Source organism: Tatumella ptyseos ATCC 33301 (assembly GCF_000735525.1).
Taxonomy (GTDB): domain Bacteria; phylum Pseudomonadota; class Gammaproteobacteria; order Enterobacterales; family Enterobacteriaceae; genus Tatumella; species Tatumella ptyseos.
Genome location: NZ_JMPR01000025.1, coordinates 1 through 15,569 on the forward strand (window position 1 = coordinate 1; position 15,569 = coordinate 15,569).

Annotated in this window: 12 protein-coding genes and 1 pseudogene; 6 read left to right on the forward strand and 7 right to left on the reverse strand. The window is 51.6% G+C overall.

What is annotated here, in order from left to right; all coding sequences use genetic code 11:
- The first annotated feature begins 278 nt into the window (after positions 1-278).
- Together GTPT_RS06875 and GTPT_RS17645 are read left to right on the forward strand one after the other, a co-directional pair.
- Entirely contained in the window at positions 279-797 is a 519-nt protein-coding gene (locus GTPT_RS06875) for a type IV secretion protein Rhs (protein WP_081671488.1), read from the forward strand.
- On the forward strand, positions 794-1,150 hold the full coding sequence (locus tag GTPT_RS17645; RefSeq protein ID WP_025903709.1) for a putative T6SS immunity periplasmic lipoprotein: 357 nt from the start codon (positions 794-796) through the stop codon (positions 1,148-1,150). The genes GTPT_RS06875 and GTPT_RS17645 overlap by 4 nt, the downstream gene beginning before the upstream one ends.
- On the opposite strand, the pseudogene GTPT_RS16975 reads toward GTPT_RS17645, so the two are convergent.
- Positions 1,142-1,357 (reverse strand): annotated as a pseudogene (locus GTPT_RS16975) (IS1 family transposase); the annotation flags it as partial. The gene GTPT_RS17645 and the pseudogene GTPT_RS16975 overlap by 9 nt on opposite strands.
- A 248-nt stretch (positions 1,358-1,605) precedes the next feature.
- Between GTPT_RS16975 and yfhb the strand changes: the two are divergent.
- Entirely contained in the window at positions 1,606-2,241 is a 636-nt protein-coding gene (gene yfhb, locus GTPT_RS06885) for a phosphatidylglycerophosphatase C (protein WP_025903708.1), read from the forward strand.
- Positions 2,242-2,280: 39 nt separating this feature from the next.
- On the opposite strand, the gene GTPT_RS06890 is transcribed toward yfhb, so the two are convergent.
- The 5 genes from GTPT_RS06890 to GTPT_RS06910 all read right to left on the reverse strand — a co-directional run bounded on the left by GTPT_RS06890 (position 2,281) and on the right by GTPT_RS06910 (position 7,485).
- A complete protein-coding gene (locus GTPT_RS06890) occupies positions 2,281-3,234 on the reverse strand; it encodes a Csu type fimbrial protein (RefSeq protein WP_025903707.1) in 954 nt (317 codons plus the stop codon).
- Complete coding sequence (locus tag GTPT_RS06895) at positions 3,224-5,590, reverse strand: fimbria/pilus outer membrane usher protein (protein WP_051170907.1); 2,367 nt, start codon at positions 5,588-5,590, stop codon at positions 3,224-3,226. Before GTPT_RS06895 ends, GTPT_RS06890 begins: the two co-directional genes overlap by 11 nt.
- Positions 5,591-5,592: 2 nt before the next feature.
- Positions 5,593-6,252 (reverse strand): fimbrial biogenesis chaperone, encoded by a 660-nt coding sequence (locus tag GTPT_RS06900; protein ID WP_235501143.1) that lies wholly within the window; start codon positions 6,250-6,252, stop codon positions 5,593-5,595.
- A gap of 113 nt (positions 6,253-6,365) precedes the next feature.
- Entirely contained in the window at positions 6,366-6,890 is a 525-nt protein-coding gene (locus tag GTPT_RS06905; protein ID WP_025903704.1) for a Csu type fimbrial protein, read from the reverse strand.
- A 19-nt stretch (positions 6,891-6,909) separates the two neighbouring features.
- Positions 6,910-7,485: a Csu type fimbrial protein gene (locus GTPT_RS06910; RefSeq protein ID WP_025903703.1), complete on the reverse strand. Its 576-nt coding sequence runs from the start codon at positions 7,483-7,485 to the stop codon at positions 6,910-6,912.
- Between the two features lie 519 nt (positions 7,486-8,004).
- Between GTPT_RS06910 and tadA the strand changes: the two genes are divergently transcribed.
- A complete protein-coding gene (gene tadA / locus GTPT_RS06915) occupies positions 8,005-8,502 on the forward strand; it encodes a tRNA adenosine(34) deaminase TadA (protein WP_025903702.1) in 498 nt (165 codons plus the stop codon).
- A 9-nt stretch (positions 8,503-8,511) separates the two neighbouring features.
- Here tadA and mltF read toward each other — a convergent pair whose 3' ends face one another.
- Entirely contained in the window at positions 8,512-9,963 is a 1,452-nt protein-coding gene (gene mltF / locus GTPT_RS06920) for a membrane-bound lytic murein transglycosylase MltF (protein ID WP_025903701.1), read from the reverse strand.
- Between the two features lie 270 nt (positions 9,964-10,233).
- On the opposite strand from mltF, the gene purL reads away from it, so the two are divergent.
- Together purL and GTPT_RS06930 are read left to right on the forward strand one after the other, a co-directional pair.
- Positions 10,234-14,124: a phosphoribosylformylglycinamidine synthase gene (gene purL / locus GTPT_RS06925; RefSeq protein ID WP_029991375.1), complete on the forward strand. Its 3,891-nt coding sequence runs from the start codon at positions 10,234-10,236 to the stop codon at positions 14,122-14,124.
- Positions 14,125-14,240: 116 nt separating this feature from the next.
- Positions 14,241-15,563, forward strand: coding sequence for an IS4 family transposase (locus GTPT_RS06930; RefSeq protein ID WP_038011117.1), 1,323 nt, complete (start codon positions 14,241-14,243; stop codon positions 15,561-15,563).
- Positions 15,564-15,569: the final 6 nt, after the last annotated feature.

The following is a 15,569-nucleotide window of genomic DNA, read 5'->3' on the forward strand; positions in this document are numbered from 1 at the left end:
AAATTGGGGAGGGAATCAGAAAACCGGAAACCTCAAAAAGTGTCTGGAACTAAAACAGGTCTACTTACACAGGTCACGTCCCATAAATGTACCGGCGCGGTATCGACAGCCCGGGCAAACAGCATAACCTCCACGTTTTCGGCGTAAGCATGATTTCCATTTTTTATGGGCACTTCGCTGAAAGTCTCGAGATCAAGCCATAATATCTTGGACATAAAATTGCCTCATGTTATAGAGTTAACCTGAAATAGATGGATGTTATGTGGGAAGGAGTCCCTATGCTTAAAAGAGGTGGTTTGCGATTATTAACTTCGGGTGAAATTCGTCTGGCAACTGAGCTATACCGTCACAGCATCCAATACAATCGGGTATGGGTTCATCACGGTAGCTATCTGGCATTTGGTATGCAGGGAAATAATACCGCGATGACACCGAATGGTGAGATATGGTTTGAAACCAACGTTTATCGTGATGATTACTCTATAGCTTCGGTTGATTACCAGCATCTGTTTATACATGAAATGATGCACGTCAGGCAATATCAGCGTGGCATGAACGTCAGAATGCGTGGTTTGATTTCATGGGCTGCGAATTATAAATATAGCCTTGATGAGAAAAGTTTATCTGGTTATTCGATGGAGCAGCAGGCTTCAATAGTGTCCGATGATTGGTTGCTAATGAAATTTGGCTTCGTAAAGAACAAAAGAATGATAAATTATAAAGATTATGATTCGTCTCAATCTGTGAAATATTTGGCTGCGAAATATCAAGGGGTTTTAAAAGGATCTCCTCAATGATAAAAAATTTTTTGTTATTCTTTTCCCTTTTTTTGCTGGCGGGTTGCGCTGGCGACAGACTTGCATTTCATAAAAAGGGCAGCGCAACCGTAAATGAAAACCGGGTTTGTATAGCATCGGCCCCCGGTGATATTCTGGAATATTATTCTTTAAGTTCGTCTGAAAATAGTTATGCGCTACCTATTTTAACAGAAGATAATATCGCGAAAAAATATCATGATACCTGCATTCCCTTGATTCTTAAAAATAGTACGAATTATGAATTAATTTATGTCCTAAACGGTGAAAAGTATCGGTTCGAGTTTATAACTGATGCCCATAATAAAGTGAAAAAAAGCTATAGCAAGTCGTAAAAATACCCGGCATCCAACGCCATTCATAGCCATATCAATGAGTTTCTGGTGGTTACCGGGCTGGGGGGTTGTATAGGTGAAAGTGAGTTGCCATGTCTTACGACACGGCTTGCAGAGATAACGCTGATGACCTGCAGTACTTTTACCGTTACGAACTACGCCTTCAGTCCCGGCACTGGCGGGATAACGCACGGGAATGGAAGCCATAAAAGCACCTCAAAAACACCATCATATACTAAATCAATAAGTTGGTAGCATTACCCGGGAAGGCATCCCTATGCTTAAAAGAGGCCGGTTGCGGTGATTGATCGCAGGGGGGAATTCGCCTGACAACTTCCCCCTTCCGGGGCAGGGCAAACGGATAAAGCGCTTTTCTGCCTCCGGCATGTGGCTTACATTATGCTTCTCAGTGACGATACCGTCCGTCACCGGATACCGGCTAAGGGAATCTACTGATGAAGAAACAAGATAAACGGGTCATTTTCTTTGATCTTGATGGCACTCTGCATAAACAGGACTTATTTGGTTGCTATCTCCGTTTTTCGCTGGCCAGGCAGCCGCAAAATATGTTGCTGGTGGTTCCGTTACTTCCGGTGATTATTTCCGGGTTGCTGCTTTGTGGCAGGGCTGCACGCTGGCCGATAAGTCTGTTACTTTGGTCAATAACAGCCGGACGGAGTGAGGCAGCGTTGCGGCAGCAGGATGCTGATTTCTGCCGCTGGTTCCGTCAGCGTGTGACGCCATTCCCCCGGGTGATGCAGCGTCTTAATGAGTATCTGAAAGCCAGTGATACCAGTGTCTGGCTGATTACCGGTTCTCCGCAATCGCTGGTCGAACAGGTCTATCAGCAGAGTGATTTCCTGCCAGCGGTGAATCTGATTGCGACCCGTATGGAGAGGCGTTTTGGCGGAAGGGTACTGACACTGCGTTGTCTGGGGCATGAAAAAGTAACCCAGCTGGAAAAGCGTATCGGGCATCCGTTAGTGCTATTCAGCGGCTACAGTGACAGCCGGCAGGACAATCCGCTGTTATCTTTTTGTCAGCACCGCTGGCGGATCACCCCCGGGGGTGAAATACAGCAGATTGAGTAGAGTACCTGCCTGATATTTTCCTCCTCCGGGGGACTGGTGTTAATAGGTGACAGTCACGGTCACGGTGTCTGTATAACTGCCGGCAGGCTGATTGGTCTGAGAGCTGTCCACCTTTGCGGTATAATTGACGGTCTGATCCTCGCCGGTGCCTGTTTCACTCTGGTCATTTTCGGGTGTCCAGGCGGTGCCATCCGCCTGATAAAGCTGGTAAAGCAAATAGTGTGTCGACCCGTCAATCGCCGATGACATCTGTCGCCAGTCCCCGCTGACCGGATTACTGCTGCTCAGGTTGACGGTATAGGCGGCATTTTTTGTGCACAGGATAGTCAGTGCACTGGCCACCGGGGAGAAGTCTGCCGGTAATGCTGCACTGCCGAAGCTGACATCCGGCGCCTCTTCAATAGTGCAATCATTAGTCACTATCGCGGTTAAGGTGACGGCTGAAGTCGTATCTCCCGTGGTATACGCGCAGATCCCCAGCAGGCCGATAAAACAGATATTGTAATGCCAGTCGATGGTGATGGTATCGGTATAGGTTCCGGCCGGTACATTCAGGCCGGCGGTAGTGTGGATATACAGAGGTAAAGAACCGTCACTGGCATCAAACAGCCCCAGTAGCCCGAGTAGTGAGGTAGAGTTCCAGGTGATAGTCTGACCTATGGTATAGGTCGTGCCGCAACCGGAACTAGCGCATATTGTATAAGGAATAGCACTGCCCGATGCGCTGGTCATCTGTGGTGTGCTGCCATTTTCTCCTGCCGAGGAGGCAATAGTCGCGGTGATCGTATCCGTACTTAATAACGTTAATAGCCCGCCGGTACAGGTAAAGCCGGAACCGGTCTCCACGGTTTCAGCGGTACTGGCCAGGGTGAATGAACTGAGCGAGCCGAAGCTCCCGCTCGCCGAACTGGCCGTACAGTCGGCCAGACAGAGATGAGAAAAACAGAGTAATAAGAGTCCTGCCAGCCGCAGGATGAAAGCATTACCGGTCATTTATCGGCTCCTTTACTGAAGGGAAGTGACATTCTATAGGGCCTATGGCGGCAGGGAGCCGGGTTTCCTGAGGTAAGGTAAAGGAATAGTGACATTCACCGTCCGGGGTCGTGACCACTAAGCGATTCTTTCTGCCAAGATGCGATAACCAGGCCTGGCCGTCATAGCCGATGACGGCGGACTGACCACTGTTCAGTTCGGTCACCTGAGTGCCCAGCGGCAAAGGCTGTCCCCGATCATTGGTGAGGGTCAGTATCGCTGAGCGTACCCGCATAACAGGGAAGTGCACAATGGCACCACTGTCCTCACGTACAGCAACCCGTTTTTCCGGCACCGGAGCATCAATATCCTCCGGCAAATTCATGGTATCGATAGAGACTTTCCCTGCATACCAGCCGGAAACCCAGGGGATAAGCAGATGTCCCTGTTTATCGGTGACCCCGACCCGACGGTTCTCATAACTGACTTCTGTATTCGGATAGCCGTCGGTATCTGCCACAATAAAAGCATCGTTGATTTGCCGGGAAAGAAAATAATCATTATCCATCGCAATGAGAGATCCACTGGCTTCCATCCACCGGGAGACATTATTTTCATCGCCATAGAACCCGCCGCTGAGCGTCGAATAACGGTTTATCCAGGTCAGGTTTGCCTGGTTATAATTCTCCTTCGTGAAGGAGTGGGCGACCGTCCATCCAAGGCCACCTTCCACCGGTGCGGCGCTTGTGTAACCGATCTGTCCGGTGACCTGGCCATTGGCGTCCTGATTTGCGGTGGCATTCACCGTAGCCTGATCCCCCCATGGGATAGTCAATTGCGCTACGCCGGTCAATGCATGGCTGCTTAACGTTTGGCTCAGACTCAGACTGAAGCTGGCGCTGCGGCCGAGGGCGTGACTCCATGAAGCGTTAGCCAGCCGGGTTCGAATGCCATCATCCGCCCGGATAGCGAAATAACCCAGTCCGAAGGTTCCGGCGGTCTGGCCTGCGGGGGTAATACTGAAGGTGGCCTGGTCTGAGCTGTGGCTGGAAGGGGCGTCATTACTGTCATTTGACAGATCCAGATAAGTGCCGCTGGTATTGATATGCTGAAGATTCATGCTCCAGTGCCGGCCATAATAGGACCAGCCGGAGGTATACTGCTCCCCGTTTTGCCGGCTGTTGTACTGACTATGGCTAACCGACAGACTGAGGGTTCCCCATTGCCCTGGAGTAAAGTCAGCCCCTGCGCCGGCGAGCCATAATTTTTCGCTGGCTTCGCTGTGTACTGAGCCGGTGATCCGATTCGTCAGGCCGTAACGGTAAATACCGCTGAAGGCACCTTCGCCGTAATCATTACTTTTTGTCCCATAGTCCCGGCGTAATGCCCCGGCAGAGAAGTCAAAATCACTCAGTCCGCGGGCAAGTAATTTATTGGATACGTAAAACGGCAGAGTGGTTGAAACCTGACGACCCAGCGCATCTGTCGTCACGACGGTAGCTTCACCGGCGCCGTTAATAAAGGGGATGTTAGTCAGTGTGTACGGACCGGCATTCACCGACTGGCTGCTGGTCTTATAGCCGTTAACGAACAGGTTTACCGTTCCGGGGACGGCCGCTGAACCTGACCAGTTTAATAACGGATAAGTCACCAGGTCCGGACGAACACCGAAGTTGCGGCTGACCCGTAACCCGGCCATATGAACGGAGTTGCTCCAGGTCAGAGAATCACTGATGAAATCTCCGACCTGAACACTGATTAACCGGTTAACATCACTGTATTTCCAGGTCGTGTCATAACGCATATACCCTTGCGGGGAGTTATCGTTGCCTTGCCACGTCGTTCGCCAGACGCCACTTTGTGAAAGCGAGCCTTCATCGCTAAAGAACCGGCCTTCTAAAAGGGTACTGGTGGTGGCTGTGCCGGAGGCCGATTTCAGACTGTAGGTATCATAATTGAGCAGCAAGCCATGACTGGTGACCGGAACCGGGTCTTTCTGTTGCTGACGGTTACCCAGAAACTGTTCAGGCAGCCAGTTATCAGGGACCCGCAGGTTCAGTTGCTGCCGGGCGCTGTCATAAGAGGCATGCACCCCGGCGAGTTGAGTGACATCCACTACCCCTGACGTGGCCGGGAACTTAAGATAGTTTTTTCTTAAAACGGCGGCGCCCACCAGAAAATGCCCGTTGTTCACCGATACCGGGACCAGATCAGGATTTTTATTACCGTTAACTGACAATGTCAGGTAAAGGGTATAGGCCTTGCTTTCTGCCTGGCTCAGTGTCGGTGGAGGCAACTGATTAAAATCGTCTGCCCGGGCGATGCCGGACAGGGTGCAGGCCACGCCTAAAAACAGCGGGTGAAAGGCCTTATTCATGATTATCTGCCAGCGTTTATCATGACCGGTGCCACATTATCTTCCAGCCGCGTAAACAGTTGTGGATGCCGGGAAGTCTTTTCCGGTAAAGGGAAGTTCATCGTCTGCCCCGGCAGAACATACCCCAGAAATCCTTTCGAGATAAAAACGTCAGGATGCATCGCATCACTTCCCCAGAAAATATCACTCAGCCGGGCATGAAGTTTGCCATGGTTGGTGATGGCCAGTACGGATTTCCCCCCGGAGGACAGTATCTGCCAGGAGAGGTTTTTCCGGATATCCGTGACCGGCCCGTTCTCACCGACAGGCTGAATGCCCTGACCATACAGGAACAGCGGTAATACATAACGCATGCGCATAATCAGTCCGGCATTATTTTTTTGCTTCTGAGGTGTCATCACCCCGGGAATTTCATCGATAACAATGCGGTAAGCATCTTCCTGGTGCGGAGCTGTCGACCGGAGACGCATCAGGCGGATCAGCTGTCTTCCACCCGGCTGGATGGTCACGAAAGGGGGGCTTGCCAGCACATCTTTCTGGTCAGAGTAAACCGGGGCTGAGTGACGTTGCTGCCATTTAAAAATCCGCACCTGCAAGGTGACGGCACTGTCTCCCTGGTTCTGAAGCCATAGCTCGGAGCCTCTGTCGCTATTCTTTATCACCTGGAATATCGGCCATACCAATACGGAGCTTGCGGCATTGGCAGCAGTAAAAAATACGGGGACTGAGAATAAGAGAGAGAGCAAGACAGATCGGATTTTCATGTGTTTACGCTTTAATAAGTCAGAGTAACGGTAATGGTATCGGTATAGGTGCCGGCGGTGGGTAATCCTGTGACCGGAAATAACCGTCCATATAGGGTGTATGTCTGGGTCGTGTCGGGAAAGGATGCGACGCTGTAGGCCAGTGAGCCCGAGCCCCAGACGGTACTGTGAGCGGCATCCTGATAAAGCTGATAGCCGAGGGTCGCGGTGCTGTCGCTGTTTTTCATATAACGTTCGCTGGCAGAACCGCCATGGAGCCCGTAATCAAGTGCAATAGAAATGGACGTCCCCGGGGTGCAGGTCACGACAATCGAACCTGCCCCGGGAGTACTTGCCACATCCACGTTATCCGCTATCGAGGACATCGAACCGAAATTCAGGGTACCGAAATCGGTTACCGAATCACTACTGCTTGTCCCGAGAGCGCACCCGCTGGTGATCACTGAGGAGACGGTGAAGCTGCTCGTGGTGGTATCTGCAAAAACGGCGACCGAAAACAGGGTTAACAGAGCGACTAAAGTGAAGTGGCAGGTCATTTCACTTATCTTCACCTGTTTACCAGGCTAACGTCGCTGTCACTGTATCGGTATAAGTCCCAGAGGCCGGTGCCGTCGAGCTTTGACCGGTCGGCAGGATCCGTCCATAGATAGGAATACTTTGCGCATCACCACTGGCCGTCAGTGAAATAGAGGTGCCGGGTTTAATTTCTGTGTCGTAAGAAGCATCGGAATAGAGGTGATAAGCGATATCAGAGCTGGTAGTCGTACCGCTGGTGGTCGTGGTGTTTACCATATTACGGACATTACCTGATTCATTCAGCCCGCCATCCAGCGTCAGGGTCGGGCTCAGCCCTGCGGTACAGGTCACCGTTACGGCATCCTTCCCGTCGGAACCTAACACACTGCCATTAATGATTGAGGTTAAATCAGCATAGGTACCAAAATTAAGTGTACCCCAACTGTTCGTCCCTGAAGACGAGCTGCCGTTTGCGACAGTACAACCTTCTTTGATAGTCACTTCAACCCCGACCTGACCGGTTAATGTCCCTTCTGTCGCGCTGGCCGAAAGGCTGGTTAATGCGGTGGTTAAGGCACACCCTAACGTAATCAACAGTGTTTTTCTGAGTTTCATAAACAAGTAACCTTATGCAGTGTGAAAGACGGCAACCTATCCGGTGGCGCTGTATTTCCCGGAGGGATAACAGCATTTCTGCCACATTAACGGCGTGATATGCCGGTTTTAAGGATTATTGGTTAATTTTATTAATGATATTTTCGCTGTGAACAGATTAGCACAATGTTAGGAATGTTCTCATCCGGTGAAAAGCGGACGGGGAGGGGGAATCAACGCTGGCTGAGGTTTCCTCTTTACCTCAATGGCTGATTTTGTGTGTGACTTGTCACCATTTCGTCTCAGTTAGCGATAATTTAGTGTAAGTCAGTCTCTTCAATAAAGCTTCGCCTTGAAATAATTAGCAATAAAATTGAGCGTGAGAAGAGGTTATTAATATAAAAAACCATAATTAATAACCCCTGTGACGGTGTGCGCACCGTTTTACTCTTCCACAGCCTGTGAAAATTCCGCTGTACTACGATTTACGACCTGAAATCGTTATAATCGGCACTGATACCGTTTTCAGAGGATAGAACGTTGACCGACAAAAATGATGAGTACTGGATGCGTTATGCCATGGCGTTAGCCACCCGGGCTCAGGAAAATAATGAAGTGCCTGTCGGAGCGGTGTTAGTTCATGACGGCGAAGTGATTGCCGAGGGCTGGAATCATCCTATCGGGGATCATGATCCGACGGCCCATGCCGAAATGATGGCATTACGCCAGGGCGGAAAGGCACTGGAAAATTACCGGTTACTGGATACCACGCTCTATGTCACCCTGGAACCTTGCACAATGTGTGCCGGGGCGATGATCCATAGCCGTATCTCCCGACTGGTCTACGGGGCGCGTGATGCGAAAACGGGGGCGGCGGGTTCATTACTGGATATTCTGCATCATCCCGGGATGAATCATCGGATAGTCGTGGAGGGGGGCCTGCTGGCAGAAGAATGTGCGGATCAGTTAAGCGAGTTCTTCCGCCTGCGTAGGGCACAAAAAAAAGCGCTGCGTCAGACGCAGCGCGAGGATCAGTAGCACATCGGATCAGTTCATCGCTATTTGTGGCTCTGACGGGGAAGGAATGTCAGAGTCAGGAATAGGGATGATTTTTTGTTTCTTCTTCTCTATTTCCTGCAGATACCCGACCAGGCTGATATTGTACTTACGAATATTTTCCACGTAATTATAGGCTTCTGTGCCACGGGCAAATCCATAAGTCGTCAGACGATAGTAACGCTTTTGTGACAGCAGCGGCAGACGTTGTTTAACATCTGCCCAGCTGTCCGGATTAGCCCCTTGCATCATGGTCAGCTTGCGGGCATCCATCATATGAGCAAAGCCCATATTATAAGCCGCCAGGGCGAACCAGATACGTTCATCCGGGGGGATCGTCTGTGGAACTTTATCCATCAGTTCCTGTAAATACTGGCTGCCGCCGCGAATACTTTCCGCAGCATCAAGGCGATTAGTGACATTGAGGCTGTCTGCCGTATTACGGGTCAGCATCATCATTCCCCGGACCCCGGTCGGAGAGGTGGCCTGCGGATCCCAGTGGGATTCCTGGTAAGCAACGGCGGCCAGCAGTCGCCAGTCTATCTGGCTGGCGTACTTCCTGAACAGGGGCTGCAATGACGGTAATGTACTATCGATAGCCCGCAGGAACGTCCGGGTATCCACGTAATCAAAATTACCGGTGTGTCCCAGGTATTTCTCATCCAGTCTGGCCAGGGTGCCATCTTCGTTAAGCTGGTTGTAAAAATCCAGCATTGCGGCATTCAGACTGTCATCAGCCGTCTTCGCCATATACCAGTTTACCGGGGCTTCATTGGTTACATCGAAGGCCACGGCCAGTTGCGGATGGATCCGCTGCATCATACCGATAGTGGCTGAGTCACCGATGGTATAGTCCAGTTTTCCGTCAGCCACCTGTTCCAGCATGGCTTGCGGACTCAGTTTCTTTTCAACATGCCAGCTGAGCCCGGGATACTTCTTCGCTTTGAACGCCTCCAGCGTCGAAATAAAGGACGATTCAGAGGGAACGGATAAGGTGCCATGTAAATCATCCAGGCTTTTCGGGCGAGGTTTATTAACCCGGTAAACCAGTTGCTGTGTCGTCATATAATAAGCAGGGCCGCTACGGTAATCACGCTGGCGCTCCGGGTCCCATGCCAGTCCGGCCGCCAGAATATCTGCGCGATGATGATTAAGGTCATCAAACAGACTTTCAATGTTCGGACGTACGGACACTTCCAGCTTCACGCCCAGATAATCTGCAAAGCGTTTAGCCAGCTCGTAATCCATCCCGGTCGGATTTTTGCTGTTCTTTTGCCAGGTCAGAGAAGAGCTTATGGTGCTGACACGTAACACTCCGCGGGATTTGATCTGCGACAGAGTATCTTGTGTCCCTGAATGCCAGGTGATAGCAGGCCATAAAGCGATTGCCAGTAACAAGGTGACAAGACCGATCAAAAGATAATTTAATTTAAAATATTTCAATAAGTTATCTCGTTAATCAGCTCCGGGTTTAGCCTTTTGGCAGGAATGTAACAGAGGGTAAACAGCCCGGAGCGAGGTGCATTCTGAGCAACAAAGCGGCAAAGAGCAACTTTTATAGCAAGAAATGTTTGTTTTTTGACCTCAGGATTATCCGCAGAAATTCAACGCAAACGGTTTCGTAACAGAGGGTTATTCTTTATAATGGCGTCCGTTTTCCCCTGTTGCGCCCAATGAAGCGTCGTCCGGCGTTTCGAAGACGAGAGATCTTTAATGATGGAAATTTTGCGTGGCTCGCCCGCTCTGTCGGCATTTCGTATTAACAAACTCCTGAACAGTTTCAGAAATGCTCACCTGCCCGTCAGCGATATTTATGCTGAATATGTACATTTTGCCGATGTCAGTTCTCCCCTGACCGAGGATGAAAAAAACCGTCTTCAACGTCTTCTTAAATACGGCCCCTCACTGGCGGAGCATGAACCTGCCGGACGTTTACTGCTGGTCACTCCACGTCCCGGGACGATTTCCCCCTGGTCTTCTAAAGCGACAGACATTGCTCATAACTGTGAACTGGCGAAAGTCATCCGTCTGGAAAGAGGGCTGGCATTCTATATCCAGGCTGAGACGATTTCGGGATCTCAGTGGGCTGAGCTGTCTGCTTTATTACATGACCGGATGATGGAAACGGTTTACACCTCACTGACTCAGGCGGAACAGCTATTTGTTCAGCACCAGCCTCAGCCGGTGAAAGCGGTAGATATTCTCGGTAAGGGCCGTCAGGCACTGGAGGAGGCAAACGCTTCTCTCGGTCTTGCTCTGGCAGAGGATGAAATTGATTACCTGTTGGCAGCGTTTACCGGACTGGGACGCAATCCTAACGATATCGAACTCTATATGTTTGCTCAGGCCAACTCAGAGCACTGCCGGCATAAAATTTTTAATGCGGATTGGGTCATCGATGGCGTAAAACAGCCGAAGTCGCTGTTTAAAATGATTAAAAATACCTTTGAGAAAAACCCTGAGCATGTGCTGTCGGCCTATAAAGACAATGCCGCAGTGATGGAAGGCTCAAAGGTCGGGCGTTTCTATGCCGACGATAAACAGGGGGTTTATGATTTCCATCAGGAAGATGCTCATATCCTGATGAAAGTCGAAACTCACAACCACCCGACAGCGATTTCTCCATGGCCGGGGGCGGCGACCGGCTCCGGGGGAGAAATCCGTGATGAGGGGGCGACCGGACGCGGTGCTAAACCTAAAGCGGGCCTGAGCGGGTTCTCTGTTTCTAACCTGCGTATCCCGGGCTTTGAACAACCCTGGGAGCAGGATTTCGGTAAACCGGACCGTATTGTGACCGCGCTGGACATTATGACCGATGGCCCGTTGGGCGGTGCTGCATTTAATAATGAATTTGGTCGTCCGGCGCTGAACGGTTACTTCCGTACCTACGAAGCCCGGGTGACGAGTCATAACGGCGAAGAGCTGCGTGGCTACCATAAGCCCGTTATGCTGGCCGGGGGGATCGGTAATATCCGTGGTGATCATGTACAGAAAGGCGAGATCAGCATCGGTGCTAAACTGATCGTATTAGGTGGTCCGGCGATGAATATCGGCCTGGGCGGCGGTGCCGCGTCATCGATGGCTTCCGGCCAGTCAGATGCCGACCTGGATTTTGCGTCTGTTCAGCGTGACAACCCGGAAATGGAGCGCCGCTGTCAGGAAGTGATTGACCGCTGCTGGCAGCTGGGCGAACAGAACCCGATTCTGTTTATCCATGATGTCGGTGCCGGTGGTCTGTCTAACGCGATGCCGGAGCTGGTCAGTGACGGGGGACGCGGTGGTCGTTTCAATCTGCGTGATATCCTGAACGATGAGCCGGGCATGAGTCCGCTGGAAGTCTGGTGTAATGAATCGCAGGAACGTTATGTTTTAGCCGTTTCGCCGGACAAACTGCCACTGTTTGAGCAGTTATGTCAGCGTGAACGTGCACCTTATGCGGTGATTGGCGAAGCTACTGAAGAACTGCATCTGACACTGAACGACACGCACTTCGATAATCAGCCTATCGATATGCCGCTGGATGTTTTGCTGGGGAAAACCCCGAAAATGACGCGTGACGTCGAAACAAAACAGGTCTGCGGGACGGCATTAAACCGTGATGAAATATCACTGTCCGACGCGGTTAAGCGCGTTATGCACCTGCCTGGCGTTGCTGAAAAGACTTTCCTTATCACCATCGGTGACCGTTCCGTGACCGGAATGGTGGCCCGTGACCAGATGGTCGGGCCATGGCAGGTTCCGGTTGCAAACTGTGCCGTGACGACTGCCAGCCTGGACAGCTATCATGGTGAAGCCTTCGCCATGGGTGAGCGTGCTCCTGTGGCACTGCTTGATTTTGCCGCCTCTGCCCGCCTGGCCGTCGGTGAAGCGTTGACCAACCTGGCCGCCACCGATATCGGTTCTCTGAGCCGAATCAAGCTTTCCGCAAACTGGATGTCAGCCGCCGGACACCCCGGGGAAGATGCCGGGTTATATGCCGCGGTAAAAGCCGTGGGTGAAGAACTGTGTCCGGCACTGGGTCTGACCATTCCTGTCGGTAAAGACTCGATGTCGATGAAAACCCGCTGGCAGCAGGATAATCAGCCAAGAGAGATGACGTCACCGTTATCTCTGGTGATCACGGCTTTCGCCCGTGTAGAAGATGTTCGTCATACGGTCACGCCTCAATTGCAACCCGATACAGATAACCTGCTGATGCTGGTGGACCTGGGGGCGGGGGCTAATACGCTGGGAGCCACAGCACTGGCACAGGTTTACAGCCAGCTCGGGGATAAACCGGCAGATGTCCGCAATGCGCAACAACTGGCGGGTTTCTTCAACGCTATCCAGCAGCTGGTTTCTGAACAGAAACTACTGGCTTACCATGACCGTTCTGACGGGGGGCTACTGGTCACTCTGGCTGAAATGGCCTTTACAGGCCATTGTGGTCTCCGTGTTGACGTGGCCTCACTGGGGCAGGATGTTTTGGCATCGTTGTTTACCGAAGAGCTGGGTGCGGTTATCCAGGTGAAAGCGGAAGATAAACAAGCCATCAGCGATATTTTTGCCGCTCATGGTCTGTCAGAATGCCTGCATGTTCTTGGTGCTGCTGAGCCTGGCGATGAGTTTGTGATCAATACCGGTCACCAGGTGATTTACCAGGAAAAACGCTCGACACTGCGTCGCTGGTGGGCGGAAACCACCTGGCAGATGCAGCGGTTACGTGATAACCCGGAGTGTGCCGATGAAGAACACCAGTCAAAACTCGATAACAACGACCCGGGCCTGAATGTCAGCCTGAGTTTCAACCCGGCAGAAGATATCGCTGCGCCGATGATTGCGACCGGCGTCAGACCAAAACTGGCCGTACTGCGCGAGCAGGGGGTTAATTCACATGTGGAGATGGCAGCAGCCTTCCACCGTGCCGGTTTTGAGGCTGTGGATGTGCATATGAGCGATCTGCTGGCCGGACGTCAGTCTCTGGACGATTTTCATATGTTGTCGGCCTGTGGCGGCTTCTCTTACGGGGATGTGTTAGGTGCCGGTGAAGGCTGGGCAAAATCGATCCTGTTTAATCCGCGGGTTCGTGAAACCTTTGAACAGTTCTTTAACCGTACCGGGACACTGGCACTCGGCGTCTGTAATGGTTGTCAGATGATGTCGAATCTCCGTGAACTGATCCCGGGGAGTGATCTGTGGCCAAGGTTCGTCCGTAACCAGTCAGAGCGTTTTGAAGGTCGTTTCAGCCTGGTCGAAGTGGCTGACAGCCCGTCTCTGCTGCTATCCGGCATGTCCGGCTCCCGGATGCCGATTGCGGTATCGCATGGTGAAGGCTTTGCTGAATTTGCAGACCAGGCCCATCTGGATGCGCTTCAGGCAGCGGACCTGGTGGCACTGCGTTACGTGGATAACTATGGTCAACCGACTGAAGCTTATCCGGCGAACCCGAATGGTTCCCCGCAAGGGATCACGGCGGTCACCAACACCAGCGGTCGTGTCACGATTATGATGCCGCACCCTGAACGTGTATTTCGTACCGTCAGCAACTCCTGGCACCCGCAGGAGTGGGGCGAAGACAGCCCATGGATGCGTATCTTCCGTAATGCCCGTAAGCAGTTAGGCTGAGACCGGCAACATCCTCTTTAAAGCGCCCTCAGGGGTAATGCCGATCGTTTAAGACTACTTGATCGATCCAGTGCATGATGTAAAAAGGGTTCATGTTCAACATGGACCCTTTTTAAATGGAACTTTCACAAGCACTGGGCATGATTAACCTTACCGCTCCGGATGAAGTGCAATCCCTTGCCGATCTTCTCCCTCCAGAGCTTATACAGCAGGCATTTTCTCTCACCGATACGGTCACTCTTCGCAAACGAAAATTACCTCTTGAGTCCATGGTCTGGCTGGTCATCGGTATGGCGATATTCAATAATAAACCTCTCTCTCATATCGTTAATCTGATGGATATTGCTGACCGCTCCGGCAGGTCATTCACTGCACCCAGCTCCGTAATCGCCCGCCGTAAAAAACTGGGTGAAGACCCTGTCAGGGTACTCTTTGACCTCACACAACAGCACTGGCACAGGGAATCCCGGCATCCGCTCTGGCACGGCCTGACTCTGAATGCTGTTGATGGCGTTGTCTGGCGAACACCGGACACACCAGAGAATGCCGCGGCTTTTGCGAAAGCAGAAAATCAGTACGGTGAAAAAGGCTATCCTCAGGTTCGCATGGTCTGCCTGATGGAACTGAGCAGCCATCTGCTGCGCGCCAGCGTGATGGATCGTTACGACGTTAATGAGATGCGGTTGGCAGCAGGGCTGATAGGGAAGGTACCGGATAACAGTGTGACGCTGTTCGACAAAGGCTTCTGGTCTGCAGGGTTACTGCATGAATGGCACAGTGCGGGGGAAAACCGTCACTGGCTGCTGCCACTGAAAAAAGGAACACAGTATGAGGTGGTACGCAGGCTGGGTAAAAAGGATGAACTGATTATGCTGAAGACCTCCCCTCAGGCGAGAAAGCAGTGGGAAAAACTGCCGGAGACACTCACTGTACGACTCATCAGACGTAAGGTTAACGGTGTTGAACGTCAGGTACTCACCTCGATGAAGGATGCAATGCGTTATCCGGCAGCAGACGTTGCAGAGCTGTATAAGCACCGGTGGGAAATAGAGCTGGGGTATCGGGAAGCAAAGCAGATGTTGTGTGGCGGTCGCTGGACGCTGAGAAGCAAATTACCGGGGATAGTGAGGCAGGAGCTCTGGGGAATACTGCTAACCTATAATCTGGTGCGATATCAGATGGTGAAAATGGCGTTCAGCCTGAAAGGTAATTATCTGCCGTATCAGCTAAGCTTCAGCGGTTCGCTGACAGAGATACTCAGGCTGTTAATCGGGTTGCCCTGGTCATCGCCTGGCGCTATACCGGGGCATCTGAAGCACTTTTACAGCAACGCGGCGATGCTGAAGCTTCCCCCGGGAAGAGAGCGGAAGTATGAAAGGGAAGTCAGGCCTAAAAAGCCAAAATATCCTTTTAAAAACAATGCCGGTCACCTTAAGTGACCGGCA